We start from the raw sequence: 25,806 nt of genomic DNA, 5'->3' as shown, positions 1-25,806 counted from the left end.
GCCACCGCGCCCTACACCACCCTGAACCCATGCGTCCCATCGCGCTCCAGCTGCGCGATCAACCCGAACTCCCAGTCCAGGTAGCCCTGCATCGCCTCGCGCGGATTGTCCGTGCCTTCATACGGCCGGCGGTAGCGGTCGGTGCGTTCCGAGGCCAGGTGCGTTTCCCCGCTTTCCAGCGGCAGTCCCGCGGCAATCCAAGACTGCGTGCCGCCTTCCAGCACGAACACGTCCGCATCGGTCAGGCGCCTTAGGTCGGCGGCGGCAAAGCGCGCCAGCAGGCTCGAACCGCAGGTGAGCACGTAGCGCTTGGGCTGCGCAATGCGAGGCAGCGCATCGGCCAGTTGGGCGCGAATGACAAAGTACGCGCCGGGGATATGGCGCTTGACGTAGTTGGCGCTGGTGGTGAAATCAAGGACAGCGGTGCTGCCATCGCCTGCGTCAAGCCACGCGGCCAGCTCAGCCGCGGTGACCGTCGATACGGGCGCGGACGCAGGCACCGGTGCGGCAACGGCGCCGGTTTCGCTGCGATCGGCGGCAGACACCGGTTCCACCACCCAGACGTCCCAGCCCATCTGCGCCAGCCATGAGCCGGTCATGCTGGCACGCACGTCATCATCATCAGACAGCACGATGCGCGCGCCGCGCACCGGGGCGGAGTGATCAGTTTCCTGCACCAGCTGGCCCCCCGGCGCATTGACGAAGCCCGGCAGGTGGCCATCGGCGAATTCCTCGGGCGTACGTACATCGAAGCGGTACACGGTGCGGCCGGGTTGTTGCAGCGTATCAAGCTGCGCCAGCGCAATGCGGCGTACGCCGGCGCGGTCGGCGATCGCGCGCGCGCCGCTGCGGGCGCTGTCGCGATTGGCGTCGCTGACCGTGGTGGGCGCGCGGCGGCTGGCGCCGTGCTCAAGTTGCTGGCCGGCCAGGGTCCAGCCGATGGTGCCGTTGCGCAGCGCCGCCACCGGATTCGGGATGCCTGCGTTGACCAGCGACTGCGTGCCGATGATGCTGCGCGTGCGCCCGGCGCAATTGACGATCACACGCGTGTGCGGATCCGGCGCCAGTTCGCGCACGCGCAGCACCAGTTCTGCACCCGGCACGCTGGTGGCAGTGGGGATGCTCATGGTCTGGTACTCGTCGAAGCGGCGCGCGTCGACGACCACCACATCGGCCTTGCTGTCGATCAGTGCCTGCACTTCCTCGGCCGCCAGCGACGGCGTGTGGCGCCTGGCTTCCACCACCTCGCCGAACGACTTGCTCGGCACGTTGACGTCGCGGAACACCTTGCCGCCGCTATCGATCCATGCGCGCAGCCCGCCTTCCAGCAGATGCACGCGCGTATAACGCAGCTCGCGCAGCACGGCCGCGGCACGCGGCGCCAGGTCAGTGCCGGCGTATTCGCCGTAGACGACGATCAGCGTGTCGCGGCGCGGAATGCGCGCCCACGCTTCAATCTCAAGCTTCGACATCGGGAAATTGGCGGCCCACAGCGGGTGCTCCTGCGCGAAGGGGTCTTCCTCGCGCACGTCGATCAGCGCGATCTCGTCGCGGTTGAGCAGAGCCTTGCGCACATCCTCAGGCGAATACGTCGGAAAAACCGGTGTGGCTTGGGTAGCAGTAATCGTGGTCATGACTGGGCAACTTCGCGGGAACGGTCCCACAGGTTGGGCAGGGTCTGGTTGGAGTAGCCGGAGATAAAGGGCTTGCGCGTGCCGTCGTCGGCATAGACCGAACGGCGCACCGCGCCGATATTGGCGCCATACACGTGGATGCTGACCGAGACCCGGTCGTCATGCACGTTGTTGACACGGTGGATGTCGCCGACCGTGGGCGAAACGGCCTCGACCTGCCCCGGCAGCAAGCGCACGGCGTCACCATGCGGCACGGGCCGGCCGGCGGCGTCGAGCGCGAACGGCTGCGAGTCTTCCGCGCCGCGCAGCATGCCGATCAGGCCCCATACGGTGTGGTCGTGGATGGGCGTGCGCTGGCCCGGCCCCCAGACAAAGCTGACGACCGAGAAGCGTTCGGCGGAATCGCAATGCAGCAGGTGCTGCTGGTAGTACTCGGGGTGCGGCTGGGCCCAGGCATCGGGCAGCCAGTCGTCGCCCGCGACCAGCTTCGCCAGCAGCGCCCCGCCTTCGCGCAGGATGCGCGGCTCGTCCGGGTGCTGGTCCAGCAGCGCGGCCAGGCCGGTGATGAAATCGCGCAGCGGCGCGAGCGGGTTGGGGGTGGGGGTACTGCCCATGGGAATGACTCCGGAGTGTCTCGTTCTGGTTTGCCGCCCTCTGCGCAGCGGTGCTGCTGCAAACATAGCACGGCCAGGCGGACCCGCGCTTACAGGCCAAGCTGCGCACGCCCCGCGGCTACCAGGATGGAATCGTTCTGCGGCGTATGGATGCGGCTGCACAGCACGTCGCGATAGTGGCGCTCCAGCGGGTTGTTGCGGCTCAGCCCGTGATTGCCTGACAGCTGCAGCGCCAACTCCGCCGCGTGGATGGCGTTGCCGGTCACGGTGTACTTGAGCAGTCCGCTGTCGGCCGGCGTGGGCGCCTCGCCCGCGTCGGTGCGCGCGGCGGCATCGTCCAGCAGCACCTGGTTGGTCCGCAGCAGCGCGGCAATCTCGCCGATGGCTTCCTGCACGCGCGGCAGCGTGGCCAGCGGCGCGCCCAGGCTGCCGGGCGCGCGCTCGCGCACGAAATCACCGATCCATGCGGCAGCGGCGCGCGCCACCGCGTCATAGAGGCTGCCCAGCAGCACGATCATCCAGGCCTGCTGGTCGGCATTGGCGTCGGTGTCGGCCTGGCTGGCACCGGCAGACGCCCATGCAGAAGGCGGGCGGATATCGACCGCGTGGTCCGGCGGAATCCAGACGTTGTCGAGCACGGTCTCGTGGCTGCCTGAAGCGCGCAGCCCAAGGTGGTTCCAGTTTTCAACGATGCGCACACCGGCAATGCCTGCCGCCGGTCCAGGCACAAGGAACACGCCCACGTGCGGCTGTGATTCGTCGGTGCGTGCCCACACCGCCAGCCAGCGCAGCGCCGGGATGCCGGTGCTGTACAGCTTGCGCCCGCTGAGGCGCCAGCCGTCGGCCACGCGCGTGGCCACCGTCGCCGGCAGGCCGCCGCGCGCGGGCGAGCCCAGTTCCGGCTCCACCCGCAGCGCGTTGATCAGCGCACCGTCTTGCACCGCGCTGGCAAAGACCTGGTCGCGCACGGTCTGCGGCCAGTGCGAATCGGCGCGCGCAATCGCACGATGCTGCAGGTAGGTCATGGTCAGCACCAGCGCGGTCGCGGCGTCGCCGCCCGCGACCGCCGCCACGATGCGGCGCGCCTGCGCCAGGCCCGCCCCGCCGCCGCCCTGCGCGCGCGGCACTACCTCTGCAACCAGACCATTGGCATGAAGCTGCGCAAAATTGTCGTGCGCAAAGCTGGCAGCGGCATCGTGCGCGCCGGCACTGCCGGCAAAGCGCGCGGACAGCCCGGCCAGCACATCGCCAAGACGCGCATCGCTGCTGGGCAGCCGGCGCAGGGTAGACGTTAAAGACATGGAAGAAGACTCCGGGGAAGGATGACGACGAGGCGCGATGCTGCGCGCGGCTCGCACCGAATGCCGCCTAGCGTAGCGCCGGCACCGCATTACGAAAACGACGCTTATTGAATATGGACCGTCGTTTTTATTCGTTAGTGAGCGCGCGCGGCTGTCGTACTTTCTGCCTCAGCCCAACACCATCCGGGCGGCCACGCTGCCGCCCTCACCGACCGCAGGAGAGCGCACATGAGCGTCGATTTCATCGGCATGATCCAGAGCCAGAAGCAGTCCGAGATCCATCCGCCGTCAGGCCCGGTGATCGATCGCGAGTACGTGCGCGCCTTTGCCCAGGCCCATGAGCAGGCCGGCTTCGACCGCATCCTGGTACCGCACCATTCCACCGGCCCGTCTGCCACGCTGACGATTGCCTACGCCGCCAGCGTGACTGAGCGCATCCACTTCATGCTGGCGCACCGCCCCGGCTTTACCGCGCCTACGCTGGCCGCACGCCAGATCGCCACGCTCGACCAGTTCAGCGGCGGCCGCCTCGGCGTGCACTTCATCTCCGGCGGCTCGGATAGCGAGCAGCAGCGTGACGGCGACTTCCTCGACCATGACCAGCGCTATGCACGCACCGACGAGTACCTGCACATCCTGCGCCGCATCTGGACCGAGGCCGTGCCGTTCGACCACGAAGGACAGTTCTACCGCTTTGCGCAGGGCTTCTCTGAGGTCAAGCCCGCGCAGCAGCCGCGTGTGCCGATCTACTTCGGCGGCGCGTCGGAAGCGGCGCTGGCCGTCGCCGGCAAGCATGCCGACGTCTATGCGCTGTGGGGCGAGTCGCTCGACCAGGTGCGCGAGCTGACCGGCCGCGTGCGCGCCGAAGCCGCGAAGCACGGGCGCACGGTGCGCTTCTCGGTGTCGTTCCGCCCGGTGCTGGCCGAGACCGAGGAAAAAGCCTGGGCCCGCGCCGACAGCATCCTGGAACGCACCCGCGCCCTGCGCGTGCAGGCCGGCTACAGCCGTGGCGGCCCGCAGCAGAGCGAAGGCGCGCGGCGCCTGCTGGCCGCCGCCGGCAAAGGCGACCGGGTCGACCAGCGCCTGTGGACCGCGATCGCACGCGAGACCGGCGGGCGCTCCAACTCCACCGGCCTGGTCGGCACGCCGGAGCACGTGGCGCAGGCCCTGCTGGCCTACTACGAACTGGGCGTCACCACCTTCCTGATCCGGGGCTTCGATCCGCTGGAAGACGCCATCGACTACGGCCGCGAGCTGATCCCGCGCGTGCGCGAACTGGTGGCGCAGCACGACGCCGCACAGCGGGCGGAGCGCAAGGCCGCCTGACCGCCTCACCACACAACACAATGAAAACGGGGAGTCTCACCATGAGCCAGAACAACAAAAAGACTGCCGACCCGCGCCGCCGCGGCGTGCTGCGGCTTGCCGGCGCCGCGGCCATCGCCGCGGCGTCGCTGATCCTGGGCCGCCAGGCCTGGTCGGCGCCACGCAAGCTGACCTTCGCCTGGAACCAGAATTCCTTCTGCCTGACGCCGATCGTGGTGGCGCAGGAAAAGGGCTTCTTCGAGAAGAACGGCCTGCAGGTCGACCTGATCAACTACAGCGGCTCGACCGACCAGTTGCTCGAATCGATCGCCACCGGCAAGGCCGATGCCGCGGTCGGCATGATCCACCGCTGGCTCAAGCCGCTGGAAGCCGGCTTCGACTTGACATCCTCCCCCGCCTGAAGACAAGGGACTCCTACGGCGCTCAATCAGGCATCGAGCCCGATTGAGTCGCTTCGGTGGGTTCCTGCTGCTGGCGGCACGACTGCACCGCTCACTTCACAGGCTAACCGGGCGTGCCCCGCCCTTAGAATGTTGATCGCGCCGACCAGATCAGCGTTTTCCTCGAAGCCGCATTCCATGCATCGGAACTCGGCTTGAGTCTGCCGGTTGTCCGCCGACACATGTCCGCAGCACGGACACGTCCGGCTCGTGTTCCGTGGCGGCACGGCGATGAGATAGCCACCGTTCCACGCCAGCTTGTAATCCAGTTGGCGGCGGAACTCGAACCAGCCTTGATCGAGGATGGATTTGTTCAGGCCGGACTTGGCCCGAACACGCTTTCCCGGTTGCTCGGCGCTACCCTTTGCGGACTTGGACATGTTCCGCACCTGCAAGTCCTCGATGCACACCATCGCGTGGTTTTGGCTGATCGCGGCCGAGGTCTTGTGCAGGAAGTCGCGGCGGGCATTGCCGATGCGGGAATGTATACGCTGGACGCGGGCTTTCGCCTTCTTCCAGTTGTTGCTGAATTTCACCTTGCGGCTCATCGCCTGCTGCGCACGGCGCAAGGCGGCTTCATGCCGCCTGAAGCTGTTGAGCGGGGCGTAGGCCGTGCCGTCCGACAGCGTGGCGAAACGCACCACGCCCATGTCGATACCGACCGCGCCGCCGTTGGGCAACGACTGCTTGACCTCGCGTTCGGTCTGGATCGACACGAACCACTTGCCGCCGCAGGCCGATACGGTGACTTGCTTCACCTCGCCGAGCACGTCCCGGCTGTCGCGGTAGCGCAGCCAGCCGAGTTTGGGCAGGAAAATGCGGCTGTTTCCTTGATCGAGCTTGATCTGTCTCTGGTCGGGGTATCGGAAGCTGTCGTGCTGGCCTTTCTTCTTGAAGCGCGGAAAGTCGGCCCGCTTGGCGAAGAAATTGGCATAGATACTATGAAGGGCCGCGAAGGTAAGCCCCTGGAGTAAAACGAAGATTCGCAGTCTCGTTTCTCGAAAGGAGCACGCAAATGAACATGCCTGACACAGCCCTTCAGGGGCAGAATACGACGATCACTGGCTGGCTGTACATGGCTTTCGAACTGGGCGAGAAGAGCTGGAAGCTGTCGCTGGGCGACGGCATGCGCGGACCGAGCCGGCATACGCTGGTGGCTGGCGACCTGAATGCAGTCCTGCAAGTGATCGCCAAGGCCAAAGCACGCTGCGGCCTGGCGCCGCAAGCCCCAGTGCGCAGTTGCTACGAAGCCGGCCGCGATGGCTTCTGGCTGCACCGATGGCTCACGGAGCAAGGTATCCAAAACCTGGTAGTTGACTCGTCCAGTATTGAAGTCAACCGCCGCGCCCGACGCGCCAAGACCGATCGGCTCGACGGCGACAAGCTGCTCTCGATGTTGATGCGTTACCACGCCGGCGAGCGGCGCCTGTGGACAGTCGCGCGGGTGCCAACACCAGAGCAGGAAGATGAGCGGCGTTTGCACCGCGAGCTCGGGCGACTCAGGCAGGAACGCACGGCCCACAGCAACCGGATTCGTTCGCTGCTGGTACTGCACAACCTGCGGATCGCCCACATCGGGGACCGATCCTGGAAGCGCTGGTGGGGCGATTATGGCTCACAACTGCCTCCCGGCTTGCGTGCCGAGATCGAGCGTGAAGTCACGCGATTGGCGCTGGTGGTAACGCAGATTAAGACCATCGAAACCCAGCAGCACCAGGCGGTGAAGGCCGGTACGCAGCCAGCCATCGCGCTGCTCGCGCACCTCCGCGGGATCGGCGCGGGCAGTGCCTGGCTCCTGATCAAGGAACTGTTTGGCTGGCGTCGTTTTCATAACCGGCGCGAAGTCGCAGGTTGCCTGGGACTGGCACCGACGCCCTACAGCAGTGGCGAAAGTCAGGTCGAGCAAGGCATCAGCAAGGCAGGCAACAAACGATCCCGTTGGCTAATGCTAATGATCGAACTGGCGTGGAGCTGGTTACGCTACCAGCCAACGAGTCAGCTCACGCAATGGTTCAATGCGCGCTTCGCGCCAGGCAGCAAGCGCATGCGGCGCGTCGGTATTGTCGCACTTGCCCGCCGATTGGCGATTGCCCTGTGGCGCTATCTCGAGTATGGCGAGATTCCTGCCGGGGCAAGCCTCAAACTAGTGGTGACGTGATGCCGATCTTAGCGCGAACAGCGAAGCGGTAACGAAAGCAGGTCAGCGCGCCCGTAAGTGAGCCGGGCTGCCCCCCGCGGGTAGCCGTCCATATAGATGGGGCGCGCAGGTAACAGGGGTAGTCCCAGCGCTTTGCGCATGTAGTATGTTGGTGCCGGCCATTGCGCCCGGCACGGATAGAAGGTAGTCCGGGCAGCAGCCCGACAATGAGGACCCCGACCTCGATTTCGCAACCGCATCAGTTTCGCGAACGAAAAGGAATGGCTTGCAAGGAGAGAGTTATCGCGCTATGCATCCCTATGCTGAAATTCAATACTGTAGGGGGTTGACACCCTCGCCCTCATAGAAGGCTCGCTCCAGGTCCTTGAGCGCATGTTGCAGTGGGTGAACCGGGGAGTCCTTGAGCCAAGGTGTCTCCGTTCCGTTACGCCACTCGGTCAGGCGCTTCGCCATTGCGACGTACCCGATGAACTTGCCGCCCGCTTCGTAGTTTTCCTTCTGCAACGCCAGCGCCTTGTTGTAGACGAACCGGCACGATCCTGCATAGCGGCGCATATCGCGCTGCTGTTCGCCGGTTGGCATCAGTTCAAACTTGAACGCCTGGAGTCGTTGCATCGGGCCATTATAAACTTGGCCCATGAGAGAGAACCAAGACATCCTGGGCAGACATTGTGTCTTTCTGATGCATGTGCATTTGGTCGTGAACTACCCGCCCAAGGTCTCGGTGTCGTCGCTAGTGAACAGCCTCAGGGTATATCCGGCCGCATGGTCCGGCAAGAAAACTACCCCAGCATCCGCAAGAAGCTGTGGGGCGGTGCACTCTGGTCGCCGTCCTACTTTGCCGGAAGCTGTGGCGGTGCTCCTATCGAGATCGTACGGCAGTACATCGAGCAGCAGAAAACGCCTCACTAATCGCAGCAAAGGACGCCTACGGCGTCCACGCTATCCTTCCCCGCCATGAAGGGCGAGCTTTGACGCGCACTCCGATCAAGAAAAGAAAAAATGCCCGCGTCCCTTTCGGGGCGACGGGCATGACATAAAGGGGTTGGTGCTGAACTACTGGGCTGCCAAGGCGACCACGTCAATGACCGCATCGGCTTCGTCGACCAGGTCCGGCGTGTGGGAAATGAAGAATTCCCGCTCGTACCCGCCCTGGCGCAGCACTTCGCGCTTCATTCGCATGAAGGCACGCTTGCGCTCGGGGTCCAACGGGCCATCGGCTTCGTCGGTGAACAGCGTCTGGAAGGCCTGCCCGGTGTCCTGCGCCCGGTAGAGCGCAATCCCACGGGTCAGGCACTCGTTGATCCAGATCTTCTGTCCGCCTGACATCACCGAGAAGTCCTTCGTGGAATCGTTCTCCCCGTCGTTGACGGCGATCTCGAACCCTTCACGCTTCTCGCCATTGGCCAGCGTCGTCTGCGTCTGAATCGCGATGGTGAATCGCGGTCCGTAGCAAGCAAGCAGCAGGTCGTTGACGATGCGCGTGAGAGCCGGGCCCGCGTCATCGATGGACAACGCGATGACGCCGTCGTTGCCCAATCCCTTGGCGAGCAGCTTCCACTGCGCGATCTCGTCAGAGAGCCGATCGGCCTTGCCCTGAACCACGGGCAAGCCGGCAACCATGGCTGTCACCCGTTCGAGTTCCGTCGACAAGGTGGCCTGCTGGCGAATCAGCACTTCAATCCGCCCATCAAGAGCCACCACCGCTTCCCGGCTCTGGCGGATCCGCAGGTCCAGCGCGACCAGCATGCCGGTCACGTCTTCGGTGGCCAGCCCGGACAGCTCGCGCTGCACGGTTGACAACTGCGCGTCAGCGTCCGCCACTTCCCGCGCGAAGATTGCCGCGGCAGCAGCCTCCTCCTCACCAAGTGCCGTCAGGTCCCGCTCGGCCTGCGCCAGGCCCTCACGGGCGACGTCGAGCATCGGCTTGCGGGCGGCCAGCGCGGTCAGGCGCTGCAACTCCTGCTGGTCACGTGTCAACTCCGCCTGCAGGGAAGACAAAGCAGCACGCTGGCCGGGCAGGGCAGCCAGCGCGTCGGCCAGCGGCTTCATCGCCAACTGCTTGGCCTGGTAGCTGGCCCGCAAATCCCGCACCGTAATGACCTGTTCGGCCAACTTGCCTTGGGCTTCGCGCGCCTGCGCCAGCAACGGGCAGGTATTGTGCATCGGATCGGCCCGGCATGGCACCGTGTCGATCACATCGGCCTGGGCCTTCAGCGAGCCAGCGAACTGCGCTGCCGACTTGCCGCGGGCTTCCAGCCCCTGCAACTCGATGGAAAGCGCGGCATGCTGCGTCCGTTGCGCTTCCAACTGGCTCACTGCCTGCTGCAACGCGCCCAACTCATCCTGCTTCCGGCCAATGGCCATCTGCAAGGCATCGCGCTGCTCGGCGGCCGCGAGGATCGCCGGCCCTTCGGCCAGGGTCAGCTTGTGGCTGGCCACCTGCTGCTCAACTTCCCGGCGCCGCGTTGCGGTACGGGTGGCTGTTGCACGGTGGTCGGACTCCAGTTGCCGCCGGCGCGCCTCCACTTCGGTTTCCCGTTGCCTGAGTTCGCGCAGACGCGCTTCGGTCGCCGCACTCGCGCTTTGCCTGGCGGCCAGCGTCGCGCGCTCCTGAAGGAGCTTCGCGCCGTTGGCCGTTTCCGCATCGCGCTCGCGCCGCGAGGTGGTCAGCGCCTCGTCGGTCTGGCCGATCTCCCGGGCCAGCTGCCCTGCCCTCTCACGCTGGGTAGACAGCCCTACCAGCTCGCGCTGCAGGGTGTCCAGACTGCGCCCCAGCACCTTTGCCACGTCGCCGGCCTTCGCCGACAGGTCGCGCAGGTGCTCGATCCCAAGCAGCTCAGCCAGGAGCCGCTTAATCTCGCTGGCCTGGTAGCTGGCGATCGGGCGCCGGTTCTGGGCAGAGAACACACTGGTAAAGAACGCTTCAGGCGATCCCAACACGGCCTCGATGCAGCGGTTGTAGGTATCGGCCTTGCCATCCGACAGCGTACCGTCGGGCAGCTGCAGCGGTATCCAGTCGCCGTTGGCGCCCTTCTCGAACAAGTAGTACTCGGCCTTGCGGCTCTTGCCCGGGTTGCGGAACGCGAACGCCGAACGGAACTGCTTGCCGGCGTGCTCCCATTCCAGATCCTTCTCGCCACGGGTGCCGCAGAGGTGATCCCAGTAGGAGAACGCATCCGCGGACATTTTCGAGGCGTGGCTTGGCATGATCGGATACGGATGGAGGTTATCCATCAGTGTCGTCTTGCCGGCGCCGTTGGGGCCCACCAGAGCGATCAGGCCGGGTGGCAGGCTTGTCAGGTCCAGCGTCACGCTGTCACGGCGCATGCCATCGCGCACGCCATGAAAGCCCGAAAGGGTCAGTTTCAGTGGCCGCATTCGGACACCTCCAGGCCAGTCATCGAGGCCAGGTAGTCACCCGGCAGCTCTATCACCTCGCCGTCATAGAACGGCAGGTCAGGGGCCGCTGCTGGTGCGTCCCGCTCCGGCAACCCGGCCAGCGCACGCTCCAGGGAGCGCACGGCGGCGGCGAACTGCTGGCGGGCCAGCGCGATGACATCCGGCCACGCGGTGCAGCCGCACAGCGCCTTGAGTTCCAGCGCGCTCCACTGGCTGGCATAGCCGTAGGAAAACGACCAGAGCAGGTTCTGCATTTCCAGCGAGGGGGTGACCTCGTACCAATGCTGGCCATCGGCGGCATGAACCGCGAGGACCAGCAGGTGGTCGCGCTGGGCAATCACCGTACCGCGCCCTGCCCCGAACGGCTGGAACAGGGTGCTGCGGGTGAAGCCGTGCGCGTCCGCCAACCGCGCGGCCAGTGTGGACGTGGGTAGAGCGGTTTCAAAGGTTTGGGCCCAGTCCGGGCCAGCAGGATAAAGCATCATGATGCACTCCAAAGTAGACGGAGTGCATTCCCGGACGGGAAGCACCCGCCAGGGTTCGAAAGGGATGAAACAGCAGTCGATGCGTCCGAAGAACGCGGGTGAAACCTTGTTTCGACAGCCCCGGAGGGATCTCGGAACATGGCTCTGGCCAGGTTCAAGAGTTAGGCGGTAGCTTCCGCAAACAAGTCGTCGGTGAGCCAGTCCATCGCCGGCGGCGGCGAACTCGGCTTCACGAAGACAGCTACTGGAACCTCAGTCGGGGCCGACATAGGCGCCGCGACGGGTGCAAGGGGAGGTACGACCACGGGTGGCTCGACCATGCTGTCCAGCTGTTGCAGCACCAGGTCCGCGATGGCCTGCGGATCGGCGTACTCCAGCATCGACAGACGATCCAGCAGCGGGTTGGTGTCGACCTGCGTCAACTCGCCCCACCGCGTGATCTTGTCCGCCAGGCTGGCGGCACGGCTGATGCCCTCCGCGCGGCTGCGAACTGCGGGCAAGACCCGGCCTTCCAACTTCACCTCAGTCGCCGTGGCGAACAAGGCGCCGATGGCGTCGCGATCGACCACCTGACGGTGCTCTTCGTCCAGCACCCAGCGGATGCGCACGAACTTGTCTGACGCGCTGGCGGCAACACGGCCCAGCGCGTCCATGTCGGGCGGGCCGTCGAAGTCGATACACAAGGTCTCGCGGGCCGGCGTGACGACGGGCGTCGCCTGTGCCACGCCTGGCGCCACGCGCCATTGCAGGTAGGTCTTGTCGCCAATCTCGCCGTAGTGGAAGCGCCCGATTGAACCCGGATACGCTACCAGCCGTCCCTCTCGGTCCCATTGCTGGGCACGGTGGATATGGCCGAGCATGAAACCGTCGCATTCCGCGTCGAACAGCGCCCCGATGGTGAATTCGTGATCGAATCCGGCCATCGGCACACCATGCTCGGTTTGGCAGCCGTTGACGGTGCCATGCGAAATGCCGATCGTGCGAATGCCGCGCGCGCGCAGCGTCCGATTCACGGTGCCGGCGGCGCGCAGGTAGGCGGCCAGATGGTCACCGACTGCGGTCGCAGCCTCCGTTGCCCCCACTGCGGCGGCGAGCATGGCCTTGTTGACTGTGGGCACGCAGGTGAAGATCACCTCCGGGGATCCATCGGCCAGCAGCGCCTCGATTTCCACCGGCGTGAACAGCGCGCCGGCCGAGGCGGTGAACTCGCCGTCGCGCAGCGCCACCTGGTGGATGCGGTCAGCGATGTAGACCGGGTAACGGCTGCCAACGAGGCGGAACAGATCCAGCGTGCCAGGCGGCTCGTGGGAAAACGTGCCTTGCAGCATCACCACCGGCATGTGCTCGGAAAGCTGGCGGATGCGCTCGGCCAGCACGCGCAGCGCCGGTGTGTGAGCGTCCAGCCGATGGTCGGTCGAGTCACCCGAGACGACACCGACCAGACTGCCAGCCGCAATGGCGTGCTCGACAGCAAAGCCGAAGCAGCGATCGGCCTCGACCAGATGGCCGGTCGAATAGTGCAAATCAGAAAAATGAGCCAGCAGCAGGCTCTCACTCGCGTTGAGCATGACGTGATTCTCCAAAGGGATGTGCGCCGGCTACGGCGCGCAGAAGGGAAAGACGTGGCCCGGAGGGGCCACAGGTGAAAGGAATTGAGGGAACGTGAACGGCGCATTGCGCACCGCTCCCCTGGCTACGCCGTCAGGCCGAAGGCGTGGCCTCGCGCAAGCGGGCACGCACCTGCTCGCGGAAGGCCATCGGGTTGGCCAGCGCGGTTTGCATCTCGCCGATCATGCTGTCGACGTCCTTGGGCCGTTTGGTCCAGCCCTGGCCGTACTCGAGCCGAGCAAAGGTCAGGAAGTCCATCTTGCCCTGCCCCGTCGCCATGCCAAGGCGAGCGGCCAGGTCGGCGAGCCTGCTTTCACGGTCGTCGGGATCGCCTTCGGTTGGCATTGGTGCAGCGACCGAAGCCGGCGCAACCATGGGTGCCGGTTCCGGCGCCAACGGCATCGCGTCCGAGATTTCGGCGATCGGCAACACCGGCGGCGCAGGCGTTGCGGAGGGTGGGCCTTCGAACAAGGCAACCGCATGGCTTGCCGCTTCCAGTGCCGGGGCCATCTGGTCCGCGCCGTCGAGCAGCGCGCCCATGTCTATCTCCGCATCCAGCATCGTGAGCATCTGTTCCTGCCGCATGGGCAGGCCATCGTCACCGATGCGGGTAATGTCGACCGCCTTCTTGGAGATCCAGAACTGCAGGCCGGCCAGGCGGCCGCCCCGCGCCAATGCCACCGTTTGCATTGCGGCATACGCCTTCTGCAACACGTAGATGGAATTGGTCGGCAGCTCGATCAGGCCGAGACCCTTGATATCGGGGATCGCAAAGATGAAGTTTGCGTTCAGGTTGCACTTGCGCTCCTGGTACTGCGGGCACTGGTGCGGGTCGCACACGCCGTCGGGAATGGCGTCGTCCTGGCGCAGGATGATGGTGCGTCCGCCGAAGAGGCGCTTGGCGCGTTGGGCACGCTGGTCGACTTCCGGTGCCGCGTACATCTTGCAGTAACGCTTGCCGTCGGTGCCATACTCGGAGAAATACTGCAGACCACGCGCCCCCCACACCTTCAGTTGATTGGGCATGTTCCGCAGCCAGTCGTCGAAGGCAAAGATCACCGGGAAGCGCCACAGCTTCAAGCCATCCCCTCGGTCTTCACCGTACTTCTGGAGGATCTCCTCGGCGGTGGCCGAGTTGGTGAAGTCCGAAGCCCGGCAGGTGAACCAGCCGGTGTTTTTGGGCACCAGCGCATTACGCAGCTTGGTCTTGCGCTCGATCTCCTCGCCGATGGCCTCGAACGACTCGCCGCGGGCGAGCCAAGCATCGTGGATCTTGACCGCCTGCTCGTTTTCCTTGGCCTTCTTCGTGAGCACCTTGATGCCCGGGCGAATCTTGCCAATGATGGGTGGCCGTGCGGGCCGCTCCTCGATCAGACTGCGAGGTTGGTTAAAGTCGGTGTAGCCAATGGCTCGTTGCATGATGCGTTGCTCCTACGTTCAAGAAATTGAACGACGGCGACGCGGATGGACGCAGCATGCTCCCGAAGGCGCAGGGCTGTGTCGGCCCCGCGCTGGGTCGTTATTTGGGAAAGGAACGCCGCTTGGGCGGGCTCCGCTAGACCGGCCACATGGGCGGCCTCACACAGACTGCGCCACGCACTGGGCTGGCCGACATAGTCGGGCCGCCGGCGGGCGAGCATGGCCGCAATGGCGGCACGAATTTCGGAGTTCTGGTCGATGGCAGACAGCATGCTCAGCTCCTGTGTCGAGGGTTCCTACAAACAAAAAAAGCCCGCTCCGTCGATGCGGAAGCGAGCTTGTTCGCAGGAAAACCTGTTGCCACGCCCCTTCCGGGGGCGTGGCAAACAGGGAGCGGTGCGCACAATGCGCAGGCTCTATGTGAGGACGTAAAGTCGTCCTCGTGCAGCAGGGTCACGCTGCACTTCAACCCATTTAGAACACGAGGTTCACCGCAGGATCACGGATCAGCCGACGACGGCCGTTCTGCCCAGGAGGGGCCAAAAGAGAGAGACGCCACATGGTCCCGAGCTCGAACGGTGTCCACAGCGCATGCCGAAGCAGCACTGATGCAGGACGCGTATTACGGATGATGGATGGGGAGCAAACGGCGAAGTTGCTCATCACAATGGAATGTCCACACCGGTAGCCAACCGGTCGGCGCATGCACCAGGGCACGACTTGAGAAATGCAGTGGACTCGCTGTGGAGTCGGATCGATGCGTCGGAGACGCGAGGTGTGATTGGATTATGCATCGACGCTGCCACCTCAATACCCCAGAAAGCTTGCGAATTTCATATAGCTTTTGCGGAACGCATCCGGGCGATCGTGGCTCACAATTTGCGGCGAGAGAGTAAACGCCGAAATGGATATGGCCACGCCCGACTATGATGGGAGCGTCCCGAGTCCGGACGACAACAACAACGATGGCGCAGCACGCCGTAACGCCGCTGGCTTGCGCCCTATCCTGCGCCTTGGCAGCGATGGCCGTCTCGCGAAGATCGTGCCTGAGACGGACTCACGCGCCGTCGTCATCTACTGTTCCACCTTCGTTCGGGATTTCGTCGCGCGGGACTTTAATTTTTGCGCGGCCAAGTTCACCGTCGCGCGTGGCGGCAAGCTCCGCGCGCTAGATTCCGTGTTTCGCGAAGCAGAAGATGGCTTCGCCAAAGCCTTGGGTTGGCTGGAACACCGGCCCAGCCTCGATCTCCCGCTGATAACCGACCGGCAGGACATCGAGATCAAGCACCCCCTCGCAGGTCGACTGGTGCGACTGCTGAACCAGCACGACCGGATATTCACGTCCTCGCTGTTCGCCATGGCGGCGGGCTCGATCTCGTCAGCCGACCGCAGCAACGCGATCGAGCATGCTTCGCGCCGCCTATCGCTGATCCATGCGATTTGCATGCCGGACAACGATCAGTTTGCTGAAGACGGCTCTCGCCTGAACGCGCCCGGCCGATAGGCCGCATCCCATAACGCTCTGAAGGACGACACTATGGATTTGCTAGAGATCCAACAGCTGCACGCGCAGTACATCCGCCAGCCCCTGACGATTGATATGCCGGCCAGCGTGGGCCTGGGCGTTCCGCTGTCCCTGCCATCACCGAGCCAGGCGGGCACGCCCGCTCGCACGCAATGGAAGGCGCTCGTAGGCAGAGGCCGCAGCCTTCTGCTGGTGTTGGGGGGACTTGGCGTGGCGGCGACCGTCGGCATGAGCTCTGCATCCTGGATGCACCGCAGCGCGACGGCCAAAAGCCAACAGGATGTTTCGGTTGCCACCACCGGCCAGACGACCGCTGCCACGCCGGCATCGGCCGCTACGCCAGGAGCGGCCACCCCGGTCACGCAGTCACAGGCCCCATCCAGTGCGCCGACTGCCAACCTGACTGCGGATTCCCTGGCTCCAAGGATTGCCGAGCGGCCGGATGAGCCACGCTCAGTTCAGCCGCAACCGGCCACGGCGCAACCGCCCGCTCGCCGCCCGGCAGCCCTCTCGACGCCCCCAATCGGTGTCAAGGGGACACCGAGCGCCCCGGACCGCAGCCCCGCGCAAAAGCCAGCAGCCCAGCACGCTGGCGACATCAAGCTTTTCTGAAAGGAGTGACATGGACCAGCCGATTTCAATCAGCGTGCTCAACTATGGCATCTGCATCCATGGGGACGTCGTCGCGGACCACGGCATCTCCTGCGGCGGCTTGATCGAAGGAAATATGACCGTGACCCGCGGGCTCCTACATGTAGCCGCCGGCGCCGTCGTGCGTGGACGGGCTGAAGGTGAGCACGTGCTCGTCGAAGGCACCGTGGAGGGCGGAGTCGCCGCCCGTGAATCGCTCGTGATCAACGGGCGGGTGAAGGGCGACATTGCCTACGCGGGGTCGATCCGCCTTGGCCTGAACGCAGTTCTGGAGGGTAAGGTCACCCGTGCCGCGCTGCCGGAGCCAGCAGCGCTGTCGTCCGAGCCTAGTGTCCCCAAATCGCCCACGCAACCTGACGACAGGCTGGAGACTGCCTGACGGGATCTCTCCAGATGGCTGTCAGTCCAACCGGTTGGACGGCCATTCCGGAAAACACGGCGGAAAAATGTCAGCTTTCCCTGGCAAGTCCCATTGCCGGACGGCCGTGGTCCCGTGTTCGCAGTTTTCGCCATCGATGTTTTACCAACCGGAGCGACGTTCAATGTGGGGGTCTTCCGGAGCCCAGATCAGTCGCCCTCCCTGCCCTGCCAATCCTATCGGTACGATCCTCCGCAAGTCCGTCTGGCTGAGTAGTCCAATCGGGCAGATCCAAGGCCCACGTTTCCTTGTTCGCGAAACCATGGCGACGAATAGCTGGCGATCATGGATTAAACACTCAAATGTGCGGGCTCCACGGGGACGATGGCTGATTTCATAACGCCAACCATGAGTCAGCGTAAAGCGAATGTCCTCGCTCTCGAAGACCATGGAGCGCGGCATTGGGCTAGGTACGTCCCAACCGGACAGCTGCTCCAACCACTCGTCATACGACAGCGCCGTCTGACGAGCCTTGAAGGCCTGACACCATTGCTCGTATAGCGCCGCTGCGCGATAGCGCGATATTGCCCCCCACTTCTGTATCTCATTGCTGTTCTGTATCAACTGCTAACCCCCTGCTTTTTCCGAATTCATCGCGCTCTTCGTCGCTTGTTGCTCCCCTGCCGAAGTGCTATTTGTTAGTGGGCACTCTCGATGTACTGTCTATTTCGGCTGACTGACGTGCAATCTTGAGCATGCCTATGAACAACTTCCGGCGTTAAAAACCCCGGGGGCAAGCCCGGGGGTTGGTTCAAACGATGACCTCCACCGCCTCGCCAAACGGCGGCGGGGCAATCCGATGGAGCGGCGTAGTTGAGGCCCACAGCGTGGGATACGCCGGCGGTACAGCCGGGAATTTCCCGTCCATATCGGTCAGGTAGACAAGGAAGGCAGGGTGAACCCCCTGCTCCTCCAGCCAGGCAAACGGCGCCACGAAGCTCGTGCCTCCGCCACCCCGCACCGGGCCCAGCTCAATGCCCTGGCCACGTTCGAAGCACTGCACCTGCGCCACGCGCGTGTCGCAATCCAGCACGAAAAGCCTCCGCGGCTGCAGCGTGGTGAAGACCGCTTCGATCTCCGCTCCGAACTGCCGCTGCGTCTCGTCGAACACCGATCCGCTGGAGTCGCGCACCAAGACCGCATCGCCCACAGACTGGTCATGCAGTGCCGGGAGGTACAGGCCCATGTGGGTGTACCGCCGGTTCGGCATGGCCCAGCTATAGTCGTTGCGGGTCTGTTCGGACGCGAAGCGGTGCAGCACGGATCGCCAGTCCACCGACGGCCGCGTGGCGCAATCCACCATCGCGCTCAGGTCGCCTGGTAGCTTTCCACGCATGGCGGCCGCCTTCGCTGCCTGCATGACGCCCACCTTCCAGTCGTTGGCCAGCGCCTGCTGCTGGGCCTGTGGTTGCTGACGCACCTCGCCGGGCGTGAAGTCCGGGGAGGCCTGCGGCGCGCCGTTGCCGGCATGGCCCTGCGCCCCGCCTTCATCAGCCATGGCAGACGGCTCCTTCCCGCTGGTTTGGCCGTTGCCCGCCTGCTGCTGTGGCGACCGCTGCGACTGAGCCTGGGGCTGCTGCTTCTGCTGGTCCGACGCCTCCTGGCGCAACATGGCATAGATCTCCTCGGCAGACTTGCCGAGGAAGCGACCGTCAATCAGCGCCCCGGCCGGCAACTGCAAGCCGGCATTGAGCACCAACGGATTGATCGCATAGTCACAAGCCCTGTTCCAGCGGTCCGGGTCGCGGACGCCTCGGCGCCAGCAATGACCGTTTGCCGGATGCAGGACTTCATGGGCCAGACAGCCACGGAGTTCAAGATCGCTCAGGGTAGCGGCGAACGCCGGGTTGTAGCCCAGCGACACGCCATCCACCCAGAACGTCTTGCACGACGGATCCTCGACCAGCTGCAACCGCATCAGCAACGCCCCGAAGAACGGCTGCGACAGGATGAGCTGGGAACGCTGCTTCGAGATTCGATCGCGCATGACAGCCTCACGCGATAAGCAAGTCGAACATCGGCGAGGTCGGCACCGCCGCCACCTGTGACGCCGGCGGACCACCCATGAAGGCGGCCATCTGTGCTTCGATCTCCATCGCCTTATCGGCCACCTGCTTTCGCAGATCGCTTGAATTGCGCAGGTCCAGCCCACTGTAGGCGGTTAGATGCTGTCGCGTTTCGTCCAGGATGTGCGTGAGCGCCGGATCCCCGGAGAAGTTCAGCTTGGGCAGCAGCGCGCTCAACTCGCGCACCTTGTCGGCCACGTCCAGTCGCACGTTCGTCGCCCCGTACAGGCGGTTTGCGAAGTGCTGCACAGCCTCGAAGAGCCGGCCGACCAGGTCGTCGTTGGCAGTCTTCACCGCACCGAGGACGCGCGAGTCGATATCGGCCTTGAGCCCGTCCAGCACGTTGTCCGGCAGCGCAATGTCAAACTGGCTCGCGTCTGGAAACGGCAGCACGGCGAGACGCATGCCGAACTTCTTGGCCAGCTCCGCCTGCGTCGGATAGTCCGCATCGTCGAAGAGACCATTCAGCGCGTTCCGAGCCTCCTCCTTCAGGCGCGGGTAGTCGGAAATAAACACGGTCGTCGCCGCAGTGAACTCGTCCTGGAACTGGCGCTGACGGTCCGCGACCTCCATGTAAATGTCAGTCGGCAGAAGGCGCACGCCCAGCTGGTCGTAGTCCAGGCTGTGCGCATCGAAGTAAGCGCGAGCACGATTGGCGATCGCACACACTTCCTTGTAGGACGTGGCCCCTTCGGTCAGCAGCTTCTTGTTGAAACGGCCGATGTCTTTCGTGTCATGGTTGGCTTCGACTTCTTCGGTGGCCCGGGTGTCGAACTTGCGTGCCCGCCACACCGAAGTGTTGAAGGTGGCGAGCATCACGCGCTTGGTAAGGTTTTGGATGTTCATGATGAGTCCTAAAAATGGGATGGATATGGCAGAAAAACGGAAACGGCGAGCCAGGTGGCTCGCCGTTATGGGTTGAAGAGAAAAGGGATTGGATCAGTTGCCGAGCAGCAGGTCACCGAGCTTGCCACCCTGCGCGTTGATCCAGGCAGGGGTTGAACAGATACGCGCGTCACGTCGGGCGGCGTCGGTGGCGAGCATCACAGCGAATTCGCCGAGATGCGCATCGAACAGGCGATTGGCATACACCATCACCCGATCGAAGTTGTTCTCGTTGGAGACCGCCGCCAGCGCCGAGCTGATGGCGTACTGCGAGGCCACGTTGTCCGGGATCCGAGCGGATTCCGGCGCAGCCAGCACCGAGTCCACGCTGGGAAGTTCACGATAGATCTGGCGGAACGACTGGAACTCGAGCGCAGCACCTTCACCTACCGCGCCGGCGGAAGCAATGATTTCCATGCCTTTCGGCACCACCGGCATCTGCCGCGCCACATGCCCCCAGCCGCGCGGCGAGGGCAAGTTTTCCGTCTCCTTGCTCCGCTCCGACGAGATCAGCAAGTCAGGGCGGAAGCGCAGAAAGGCGATCAGCTCGGGCGACACGCTCTTCGCGACCGCCCAACGTGTCCAATGCTCGATGCTCGTCTGCAGCTCCACGATGGTGCTGAAGCGGGATTTCAACGGGTCAAGGATATTGGACACCGCCGCGTTGTCGATACGGCGGTTGGTCGCCGCCACAAAGGTGACGTGCTCCGGCAGGACGTGTTCACCGATGCGGCGTGCGAGCAGCAGCTGCATCTTGGCGGCCTGGACGGCCGGCGAGGCCTGCCCGAGGTCGTCGATGAACCAGACCAGCGGACGCTTGCTGTTGAGCGCCGTGGCCAGGTCCCCGAACGGCAGGAAACGGGCACCGGCTCCATCAGCCGCCGGAAATGGCAGCCCCTTGGAATCGGTCGGATCCTCCACCACAGGGTGCGAGATCAGCAGGTCGTAGCCGGCAGCCTGGGCGGCATCGGCAACGATATCGCTCTTGCCGATACCAGGCGCCCCGGTGATGAGGACTGGCAGGCATGCGGGGATGAAGGCCGCGAGCAGGGATTGCAGTTGAAACGGATTCACTTTCACGGGATTTCCTGAATGGGAGTCCCACAAAGTCACCGGCCCCACAGGGAAGGTATCCCTGTGGGGAGTTCAATGAATGCGCCAGCGGTGCTGGCAGGGGTCGATGCGTCCAAGGACGCGGGTAAAACGCTGTTTGGACTGATCGATACCAGTGCGAACAACGCTCTATAGAAGAGCCTACAGGCAATGACGTGCTTACAGCACGCCGAAACACGACGAATTTGGTGTCTCTTTCGGGAGAAGAAGTCCCCCGGCACGTAGCCGGGGGGGAATGCATGGATGGGTCAGGCAGCCATGGCCAGCGCCGGAGACGCCGTGGCCAGTCGCGACCGGGCATAGGCCAGCGTCCCATCGTTGGCCTGCAAGCGCCGGATGGTGCGCGTGGCGGGCTGCTCGATGTAGTAGACCCGCGCGCTGCCACGTGGGAAGTGACGGATCTGGCTGAAGCCCTCACGGATGCACAGATCGACGTACTCGCGACCATTCATGAGCAGGCCGTCGAGCTTCCAGCGCGACTCTTCGGCACGCTTGCGCGCCCACTCCGCATCTGCTGCCTGTAGGCGCTCCGATCGCGCGGTCAGTGCCTGAGCCTCCCACCGCCACTGCTCGGATTCGGAGAAGCCGCACATCTCGAAGATGCGCCGGCGCCGGGTGGCGGCCGGCACGCCGGTGAGCACCACGCCGCACTCTTCGCGCAGAGCACGCTTGGACGACGTGTTGCGGTCGTTCGGCGTGTCGAGCGTTTGCAGCAGTGTCGCGATGTCGCGTTGCAGGACGGCCAGGGCAAATCGGTTGGGCCACGAGAAGCTGCCATGATCGCGCTCCATGGCGGCCAGGGCCATCTCGCGGTGTAGACCGCGTTCGCTCAGACCGCCTTTGGCACGCTCGGCCTGTGCCCGTGCGATTCGCTCAGTGTGTCGCTTCGCGCCGACCAGGGCATGCAGACGCGCTGCCAACGGCGAGACGGGATTGGCATCCTCTCCCGTCGACGGCCGGCCAGCCGGGAGGGCCAACGGCGGAATCACCCGTGCGGCAAAGAGTGCGTCTTCGACCGCGGCATACGTGCAGTCGTCTGGCAAGGGCTTCACCAGTGCGATGAGAAGCGCGGCATTGAGGGCCGTGATGGCCAGCTTGTCATGGCGCATCACCGCGCACAGGGCCTGCAGCTTGTGGGCTGATAGCGCGCCGCGCAGCGCCGGTACCGCAATGAGCGTCGGCAGCCAGTGCAGATCGTGGTGACCGGCGTCAGCGGCATCGCCGTCCTTTCGATACGCGTTGAGGATACAGTCACGCACCGGCTCGCCGCGCTGCAGCGCGTAGGCAACATGCACCTCGTGGCGGGCGTTCGTGCCAGCCCCGGGCACATACGCTGGCCCGTTAGTGCTCCAGCCAAAGCGCCGGTGGAACTCCGCATTCACGAAGTCGTAGGCATTGAACGGCTCTGCCACGGCAAACAGATCGAGGTTGGGTGACTCGAGGTTCACGACCTGGTCCGGATCGACAGCCTCGCTGGTGAACACCGCCAGACGACCGGCTGCATACACGGCCTGCCACGAGCTACGGCTCATCTCATGGGGGCGCAGCACCTTGCCGCCCGGACGGACGATGAAGCGCTCTACCTCATCCATGATGGATGTGAGGATCGCCTTGGTGTCGCCGGCGGGCCGCACCGCGAACTGCCCCGACGGCAGCCGCACCACGGGAATCGCGCCGCGCTCGACATGGCGCACGGCAAGGTCTTCGGCACGCAGGCCAGGTTTCGGGGCGGATTCAAGGTTCAGGAACGCCAGCACGCCGGCAAGCGTCGTGCGGGTTTCGACCCGCTCCGGGCCGGTGGTAATAACGTACATGGATTGCTCCGGGAGCGAACGGAGCACACCCATCGGGGCGTTGCCCCGTCTGGGTGGAAAGAAAATGGCGGCGCGAGATTCAGCTCGCGTTGGCAGTTAGGCCGTTGCCGGCGCATCCGCGGCGGCTTCGGATGCCGGCTGCCCGGGCCTGCTCGACGAGAGCCTGGAAACTACCGGGCAAGGTCACGAGGCCCGTGGCATGATCGTACTGGGCCTTACCGGTGGTCTCCTCGCCCGAAGTGGACGTGAAGGTGACTTTAATGAGGGTCGTCATGGGTACCCGCTCAGCCACGCCGGCCCGCCACCACGCGCAGCGTAGCAACGAGCGAGGCGTAGCCCTCGGGCGAGCCGATCGACTGCAGGCAGACCGCATTGTCGCGTCCACCGGTATGGTCATCGCGCCCGCGGCACGTGCGAAAGCTCAGGCGTGCCGCGTTCTGCTGCGGCGCGTGGGCAATCTGCACATACAGCGTGTCGGTATGCAGGGCATACAGATCGGTCGCATTGCGACGCTGGCGGCGTTCGCGCACGGTGAAGTCACGCTGGCGCAGGCCGATATCGCTCGCCAAGCGGCGCATGACGCGGGAAGCATCACGTTTGAGGGTCGCACAGGCCGCGGTATTGCCGGGCTGGTGGGGATCGGTAAAGGATTTGGGGATTTTCATGGTCAGTCTCGAGAATGCACGGACAGCCATCCCCCGCGGGACGGTGGCCCGCAAAGGGTGAAGGTCTGGGCAAGCCCGACGGGGGATCGATGCGTCAGAGACGCGATCAAACAGTGTTGCCGAATCGCTCACCGATTGAGCAAGCACTCTCGCGCGGGGTGCGCAGCGCCCGGAGGCGCCACCCATTCCGGAATAGTTGGATCAGTCGAGGTCCAGCGCACGGTTGATGACGCGCGCCGTCTGCCACGCCTGGTCGCGGTTGAACATCTTGGCCTTGACTAGCTTGCGCAGTGTCGTGCTGCCGGTGGGGCCTTCCACGGTGGTCTCGATGTGATCGACATGGACGCGCCAGCCCTCCGAGCAGCCGCGTTCGACTGAGACGGCGAAGCGATGGCGGGCGTGCTCTGCCGGCCAGGCCGCGTCGGGCAACAGGCCATATTGCGCTTCGTTGGCATCGGCGAGGAAGTTTGCCGGGACGATCCACTCGGGTTCGAGTTCGATCGCGCGCAGCGTGCGTGCCAGCAGGTTGGTGACCTGGTCGACGGTCTTACCTTCGGTCTGGATCGGAGTAATAGCTTGCATGTTCGGCTCCAAAGAACGGGACGCCGCTCACGAGGGCGGTGCCCCGTGGGTGCAAAAGAAGATCCTGGCGGTGCCAGGCATGGATTTCGATGCGTCAGGGACGCCGTCAAAAAGCGAAAGCCCCAAGCGCGAACGCTCGGGCAAGCCCTCTCGGGGCTTGCATGGGATTGGAGCGCCGGTGAGCCGGCCCTCAGATCAACGCGTCAGGCGATAGCCGCTGCCCGAGGACACGAGATACAGCCGCTCGCCGGTGACGAACTGCTGATCCGCGCCTTGTGCCACGACGAGCTGGCGGCCAATGTCCGTACGGACAATGACCTCGACGCCGTCTCGCTGCGACAGATGCGTGGCAGCGACTTGGCCGATGACACCCGCTGCCGTACCCGAGAGTGCGCCGGCGATGTATTGGCCATTGCCGTTGCCGATCACGCGGGCGCCAAGCACGGCACCGACGACCGTGCTGACGATGGCCGGCACGCCGGGGCCAGCCGACAGCATGCTGTCGCCGGCAATGACGACATTGCGCACACGCAGCACCGTCACCTGCTCGGCGGAACCGGCGCGCATGGCGTCAGAGCCGCGATAGACATTCGGCGAGGCTTGCGCAGCGCAGCCGGTGATCAGGCTGACAATGGCGACGAACAGGAAGATACGTTGGAACATGATGGCCGCACGTGAAAATGGGCCAACATGCCCACGGGCAGGAAGGCCCGTAGGGGGAAGGGAAAAGCTGTGCCAGCAGAAATGCCGGCGAGGTCGATGCGTCTGGGACGCGAGAAGTGCCCTGATGGTAACAGCCAGGATGCGGGCGGTGCAATTGCGCCGACGAAAAAAAGGTTCATCGCCGATTTCCGGGGAAGACCGATGATCCGACGGCCGAGTTCGGCCATGAGCGGTCAGTCAGTATCCGCCACCAGGCGATTGCCAAGGCGTTTGGTCGACAACATTGCGTGGATCATGGAGAATCGGTGACCCCGAACGAAGTTGGTGAACGTTTTTCGCCCGAAACGGCTCTCATCAATCATGCGATGCACAGGCAGAAGGCTGGCGATGATTGGCGTACTCCTGTTGGCTGGCGCCGCTTTGGCTCAGACATCGCCGGCAAACAAGCCCATCGAGTCAACACATCGGGCGGGGCCGAATGGCCTTGAAGGTTGGATAGAGAGCTACCCGTTTGAGGACGGTCAGAGCTACCCCACCACCCTCGTTATCGCCCAGGGGCGGTATGTTATCCGTCGAATCAAAGGCGATCCATTTGTGTGGCGGTGGATGTTCTGGGAAAACGGAAAACAGGTTGCCTATCAGACTGGATCATTGCACTTCAATTTGTGGTGCGTACTGGTCGACATCCCAAGCGGTCGAGAACTGGCGCATCACGATTGCTATCGCGAACTCGCCGACGATGCCCCAGCGTGGGTGAAATCCCTGCAGGACGCACGGTAATCTGTGCGGGGCACACAGTGCGTTGCAACTGCCGTAGTCCGTAGCACATCGGACTGGCGACAATCGGCCAATTGCAGACGATGGGCCAGGCTGTGACGCGGACACCTGAACGACGGCTCTGCACCCTACACCGGCCTTTTACTCAGCAGTCGGAAATATAGGCGACAGATGGAGCGTCGAAGAATGAACGGACAAGACGCGGCTTATTCTGGACGTCGGCGAGTTGCTCCTCGATCCGCTCGCGTAGCCTCTCGCCC

At 64.5% G+C, this 25,806-nt stretch carries 22 protein-coding genes and 4 pseudogenes; 7 read left to right on the top strand and 19 right to left on the bottom strand.

Translation table 11 applies throughout. The features are described from left to right. Positions 1 to 11: 11 nt before the first annotated feature. The 3 genes from DN412_RS02140 to DN412_RS02130 form a co-directional block, all read right to left on the bottom strand. Entirely contained in the window at positions 12 to 1,634 is a 1,623-nt protein-coding gene (locus DN412_RS02140) for a rhodanese-related sulfurtransferase (protein WP_115013000.1), read from the bottom strand. Further along, complete coding sequence (locus DN412_RS02135) at positions 1,631 to 2,248, bottom strand: cysteine dioxygenase family protein (RefSeq protein ID WP_115012999.1); 618 nt, start codon at positions 2,246 to 2,248, stop codon at positions 1,631 to 1,633. Before DN412_RS02135 ends, DN412_RS02140 begins: the two co-directional genes overlap by 4 nt. An 89-nt stretch (positions 2,249 to 2,337) precedes the next feature. Then, positions 2,338 to 3,549, bottom strand: coding sequence for an acyl-CoA dehydrogenase family protein (locus DN412_RS02130; RefSeq protein ID WP_115012998.1), 1,212 nt, complete (start codon positions 3,547 to 3,549; stop codon positions 2,338 to 2,340). 228 nt (positions 3,550 to 3,777) lie between these two features. Between DN412_RS02130 and DN412_RS02125 the strand changes: the two genes are divergently transcribed. Further along, positions 3,778 to 4,875: an LLM class flavin-dependent oxidoreductase gene (locus DN412_RS02125; protein WP_115012997.1), complete on the top strand. Its 1,098-nt coding sequence runs from the start codon at positions 3,778 to 3,780 to the stop codon at positions 4,873 to 4,875. A gap of 41 nt (positions 4,876 to 4,916) precedes the next feature. Further along, positions 4,917 to 5,258: pseudogene (locus DN412_RS02120) on the top strand (ABC transporter substrate-binding protein); the annotation flags it as partial. Positions 5,259 to 5,302: 44 nt separating this feature from the next. On the opposite strand, the gene DN412_RS02115 reads toward DN412_RS02120, so the two are convergent. After that, on the bottom strand, positions 5,303 to 6,253 hold the full coding sequence (locus DN412_RS02115) for an RNA-guided endonuclease InsQ/TnpB family protein (RefSeq protein WP_425267392.1): 951 nt from the start codon (positions 6,251 to 6,253) through the stop codon (positions 5,303 to 5,305). 77 nt (positions 6,254 to 6,330) lie between these two features. On the opposite strand from DN412_RS02115, the gene DN412_RS02110 reads away from it, so the two are divergent. Beyond that, complete coding sequence (locus tag DN412_RS02110; RefSeq protein ID WP_115012996.1) at positions 6,331 to 7,473, top strand: IS110 family RNA-guided transposase; 1,143 nt, start codon at positions 6,331 to 6,333, stop codon at positions 7,471 to 7,473. A 345-nt stretch (positions 7,474 to 7,818) separates the two neighbouring features. Here DN412_RS02110 and DN412_RS02105 read toward each other — a convergent pair. After that, a pseudogene (locus tag DN412_RS02105) lies at positions 7,819 to 8,088 on the bottom strand (helix-turn-helix domain-containing protein); the annotation flags it as partial. 70 nt (positions 8,089 to 8,158) lie between these two features. On the opposite strand from DN412_RS02105, the pseudogene tnpA reads away from it, so the two are divergent. Then, positions 8,159 to 8,385: pseudogene (gene tnpA / locus DN412_RS02100) on the top strand (IS200/IS605 family transposase); the annotation flags it as partial. 144 nt (positions 8,386 to 8,529) lie between these two features. On the opposite strand, the gene DN412_RS02095 reads toward tnpA, so the two are convergent. The 5 genes from DN412_RS02095 to DN412_RS02075 all read right to left on the bottom strand — a co-directional run bounded on the left by DN412_RS02095 (position 8,530) and on the right by DN412_RS02075 (position 14,659). Further along, the gene (locus DN412_RS02095) at positions 8,530 to 10,854 is read right to left on the bottom strand and encodes a sbcc family protein (protein WP_115012995.1); all 2,325 of its coding nucleotides are present in this window, start codon (positions 10,852 to 10,854) and stop codon (positions 8,530 to 8,532) included. Continuing rightward, entirely contained in the window at positions 10,842 to 11,360 is a 519-nt protein-coding gene (locus DN412_RS02090) for a hypothetical protein (protein ID WP_115012994.1), read from the bottom strand. Before DN412_RS02090 ends, DN412_RS02095 begins: the two co-directional genes overlap by 13 nt. A gap of 161 nt (positions 11,361 to 11,521) precedes the next feature. Continuing rightward, positions 11,522 to 12,928 (bottom strand): metallophosphoesterase family protein, encoded by a 1,407-nt coding sequence (locus DN412_RS02085; RefSeq protein WP_115012993.1) that lies wholly within the window; start codon positions 12,926 to 12,928, stop codon positions 11,522 to 11,524. 133 nt (positions 12,929 to 13,061) lie between these two features. After that, positions 13,062 to 14,387, bottom strand: coding sequence for a recombination directionality factor (locus tag DN412_RS02080; RefSeq protein WP_115012992.1), 1,326 nt, complete (start codon positions 14,385 to 14,387; stop codon positions 13,062 to 13,064). Then, positions 14,339 to 14,659: a DUF7696 family protein gene (locus DN412_RS02075; RefSeq protein WP_115013228.1), complete on the bottom strand. Its 321-nt coding sequence runs from the start codon at positions 14,657 to 14,659 to the stop codon at positions 14,339 to 14,341. Before DN412_RS02075 ends, DN412_RS02080 begins: the two co-directional genes overlap by 49 nt. 638 nt (positions 14,660 to 15,297) lie before the next feature. Between DN412_RS02075 and DN412_RS02070 the strand changes: the two genes are divergently transcribed. After that, a complete protein-coding gene (locus DN412_RS02070; RefSeq protein ID WP_133303014.1) occupies positions 15,298 to 15,891 on the top strand; it encodes a hypothetical protein in 594 nt (197 codons plus the stop codon). Between the two features lie 643 nt (positions 15,892 to 16,534). Beyond that, entirely contained in the window at positions 16,535 to 16,942 is a 408-nt protein-coding gene (locus DN412_RS02060) for a bactofilin family protein (protein WP_115012989.1), read from the top strand. Positions 16,943 to 17,732: 790 nt separating this feature from the next. Here the strand turns inward: DN412_RS02060 and DN412_RS02055 are convergent. The 8 genes from DN412_RS02055 to DN412_RS02020 all read right to left on the bottom strand — a co-directional run bounded on the left by DN412_RS02055 (position 17,733) and on the right by DN412_RS02020 (position 24,769). After that, on the bottom strand, positions 17,733 to 18,968 hold the full coding sequence (locus tag DN412_RS02055) for a vWA domain-containing protein (RefSeq protein WP_115012988.1): 1,236 nt from the start codon (positions 18,966 to 18,968) through the stop codon (positions 17,733 to 17,735). Between the two features lie 7 nt (positions 18,969 to 18,975). Continuing rightward, positions 18,976 to 19,893: a hypothetical protein gene (locus DN412_RS02050; protein ID WP_115012987.1), complete on the bottom strand. Its 918-nt coding sequence runs from the start codon at positions 19,891 to 19,893 to the stop codon at positions 18,976 to 18,978. A 93-nt stretch (positions 19,894 to 19,986) separates the two neighbouring features. Continuing rightward, positions 19,987 to 21,012, bottom strand: coding sequence for an ATP-binding protein (locus DN412_RS02045; protein WP_115012986.1), 1,026 nt, complete (start codon positions 21,010 to 21,012; stop codon positions 19,987 to 19,989). 281 nt (positions 21,013 to 21,293) lie between these two features. Further along, complete coding sequence (locus DN412_RS02040; RefSeq protein WP_115012985.1) at positions 21,294 to 22,859, bottom strand: hypothetical protein; 1,566 nt, start codon at positions 22,857 to 22,859, stop codon at positions 21,294 to 21,296. A gap of 79 nt (positions 22,860 to 22,938) precedes the next feature. Beyond that, positions 22,939 to 23,133 (bottom strand): hypothetical protein, encoded by a 195-nt coding sequence (locus tag DN412_RS02035; RefSeq protein WP_115012984.1) that lies wholly within the window; start codon positions 23,131 to 23,133, stop codon positions 22,939 to 22,941. A gap of 10 nt (positions 23,134 to 23,143) precedes the next feature. Next, complete coding sequence (locus DN412_RS02030; protein ID WP_115012983.1) at positions 23,144 to 23,524, bottom strand: hypothetical protein; 381 nt, start codon at positions 23,522 to 23,524, stop codon at positions 23,144 to 23,146. Positions 23,525 to 23,725: 201 nt separating this feature from the next. Continuing rightward, the gene (locus DN412_RS02025) at positions 23,726 to 24,106 is read right to left on the bottom strand and encodes a hypothetical protein (protein WP_115012982.1); all 381 of its coding nucleotides are present in this window, start codon (positions 24,104 to 24,106) and stop codon (positions 23,726 to 23,728) included. A gap of 195 nt (positions 24,107 to 24,301) precedes the next feature. Further along, on the bottom strand, positions 24,302 to 24,769 hold the full coding sequence (locus DN412_RS02020; protein WP_208647548.1) for an outer membrane lipoprotein: 468 nt from the start codon (positions 24,767 to 24,769) through the stop codon (positions 24,302 to 24,304). 387 nt (positions 24,770 to 25,156) lie between these two features. On the opposite strand from DN412_RS02020, the gene DN412_RS02015 reads away from it, so the two are divergent. Beyond that, a complete protein-coding gene (locus DN412_RS02015) occupies positions 25,157 to 25,549 on the top strand; it encodes a hypothetical protein (RefSeq protein WP_115012981.1) in 393 nt (130 codons plus the stop codon). 142 nt (positions 25,550 to 25,691) lie between these two features. Here the strand turns inward: DN412_RS02015 and DN412_RS43985 are convergent. After that, positions 25,692 to 25,806 (bottom strand): annotated as a pseudogene (locus DN412_RS43985) (IS630 family transposase); the annotation flags it as partial.

Source organism: Cupriavidus lacunae, from assembly GCF_003353055.1.
Classification (GTDB): Bacteria; Pseudomonadota; Gammaproteobacteria; order Burkholderiales; family Burkholderiaceae; genus Cupriavidus; species Cupriavidus lacunae.
The sequence above is the reverse complement of the archived record's forward strand: the minus strand, read 5'-3'. Positions and strand labels throughout refer to the sequence as shown.

Bases quoted from the DNA above. Each gene is read 5' to 3' on its own strand.
- DN412_RS02140 (WP_115013000.1), bottom strand. From the start codon at position 1,634: ATGACCACGATTACTGCTACCCAAGCCACACCGGTTTTTCCGACGTAT.
- DN412_RS02135 (WP_115012999.1), bottom strand. From the start codon at position 2,248: ATGGGCAGTACCCCCACCCCCAACCCGCTCGCGCCGCTGCGCGATTTC.
- DN412_RS02130 (WP_115012998.1), bottom strand. From the start codon at position 3,549: ATGTCTTTAACGTCTACCCTGCGCCGGCTGCCCAGCAGCGATGCGCGT.
- DN412_RS02125 (WP_115012997.1), top strand. From the start codon at position 3,778: ATGAGCGTCGATTTCATCGGCATGATCCAGAGCCAGAAGCAGTCCGAG.
- DN412_RS02110 (WP_115012996.1), top strand. From the start codon at position 6,331: ATGAACATGCCTGACACAGCCCTTCAGGGGCAGAATACGACGATCACT.
- DN412_RS02095 (WP_115012995.1), bottom strand. From the start codon at position 10,854: ATGCGGCCACTGAAACTGACCCTTTCGGGCTTTCATGGCGTGCGCGAT.
- DN412_RS02090 (WP_115012994.1), bottom strand. From the start codon at position 11,360: ATGATGCTTTATCCTGCTGGCCCGGACTGGGCCCAAACCTTTGAAACC.
- DN412_RS02085 (WP_115012993.1), bottom strand. From the start codon at position 12,928: ATGCTCAACGCGAGTGAGAGCCTGCTGCTGGCTCATTTTTCTGATTTG.
- DN412_RS02080 (WP_115012992.1), bottom strand. From the start codon at position 14,387: ATGCAACGAGCCATTGGCTACACCGACTTTAACCAACCTCGCAGTCTG.
- DN412_RS02075 (WP_115013228.1), bottom strand. From the start codon at position 14,659: ATGCTGTCTGCCATCGACCAGAACTCCGAAATTCGTGCCGCCATTGCG.
- DN412_RS02070 (WP_133303014.1), top strand. From the start codon at position 15,298: ATGGCCACGCCCGACTATGATGGGAGCGTCCCGAGTCCGGACGACAAC.
- DN412_RS02060 (WP_115012989.1), top strand. From the start codon at position 16,535: ATGGACCAGCCGATTTCAATCAGCGTGCTCAACTATGGCATCTGCATC.
- DN412_RS02055 (WP_115012988.1), bottom strand. From the start codon at position 18,968: ATGCGCGATCGAATCTCGAAGCAGCGTTCCCAGCTCATCCTGTCGCAG.
- DN412_RS02050 (WP_115012987.1), bottom strand. From the start codon at position 19,893: ATGAACATCCAAAACCTTACCAAGCGCGTGATGCTCGCCACCTTCAAC.
- DN412_RS02040 (WP_115012985.1), bottom strand. From the start codon at position 22,859: ATGTACGTTATTACCACCGGCCCGGAGCGGGTCGAAACCCGCACGACG.
- DN412_RS02035 (WP_115012984.1), bottom strand. From the start codon at position 23,133: ATGACGACCCTCATTAAAGTCACCTTCACGTCCACTTCGGGCGAGGAG.
- DN412_RS02030 (WP_115012983.1), bottom strand. From the start codon at position 23,524: ATGAAAATCCCCAAATCCTTTACCGATCCCCACCAGCCCGGCAATACC.
- DN412_RS02025 (WP_115012982.1), bottom strand. From the start codon at position 24,106: ATGCAAGCTATTACTCCGATCCAGACCGAAGGTAAGACCGTCGACCAG.
- DN412_RS02020 (WP_208647548.1), bottom strand. From the start codon at position 24,769: ATGTTCCAACGTATCTTCCTGTTCGTCGCCATTGTCAGCCTGATCACC.
- DN412_RS02015 (WP_115012981.1), top strand. From the start codon at position 25,157: ATGATTGGCGTACTCCTGTTGGCTGGCGCCGCTTTGGCTCAGACATCG.